This window comes from Jeotgalibacillus haloalkalitolerans (assembly GCF_034427455.1).
Lineage (GTDB): Bacteria > Bacillota > Bacilli > Bacillales > Jeotgalibacillaceae > Jeotgalibacillus > Jeotgalibacillus haloalkalitolerans.
The window spans coordinates 1-729 of sequence record NZ_JAXQNN010000015.1; the positions used below are offsets into that span (position 1 = coordinate 1).

Consider the following 729-nt stretch of genomic DNA (forward strand, 5'->3'; position numbering starts at 1 on the left):
TTCGACGGTAGCCATATCGGCCTTTGTGTTGGTTAAAAATCTGTTGGATGACCTCTTTAACTTTCTCATATTTATCAGGCTGTTTCATTTGCTTTACCCAATAATAATACGTACTGCGTTTTATCTCAGCCACTTTCACCAGCTCTGTCACTTTAAAATCATGCCTTAATTCATAAACTATTTGCGCTTTTTCTGGTACTGTGACTTTTCTTTTTCCTGAATTAAGGCGTGCAGCTTTTTTAAATATTCATTCTCCATCCGTAACCGTTCGTTTTCAGCTTTTAATTCTTCATCTGACCCTTTGATGGGTGGGTTCTTTTTAGGTTCTTTCTTCATGGATGGACGCCCCTTTTTCTTTGAATAGAGAGCGTCAATCCCTTGTGTTTCATAGATGTTCAGCCATTTCCAAACCATACTCGGAGACGAGATATTAAATACGGCAGAGGCTTCTCTAGTGGACGCTCCCTTTTCGTTCATATAATTAATTACGTCCATTTTAAACTCTATTGAATAATTTGTATATGTTCTCTGAAAGCCTGCCCATCCCTGTTCCCTATACAGGGCAACCCAGCCGACTAGCATTGTAAGATCAACGTTGTACTCCAAAGCAATATCCTTATAGGATTTCACGTTTTCTAGATATGCATGAACAGCCGCAATTTTCGTTTCTAAAAGATACTTTGCCATAAAAAACTACACCTCCAATTGTTATGTGTGTCTAACAATTGG

General features: G+C 38.4%; 1 protein-coding gene. It reads right to left on the reverse strand.

Going from position 1 to position 729, the window contains the following annotated elements; all coding sequences use genetic code 11:
• Positions 1–177: 177 nt before the first annotated feature.
• Complete coding sequence (locus UFB30_RS16520) at positions 178–687, reverse strand: helix-turn-helix domain-containing protein (protein ID WP_322422761.1); 510 nt, start codon at positions 685–687, stop codon at positions 178–180.
• Positions 688–729 lie beyond the last annotated feature (42 nt).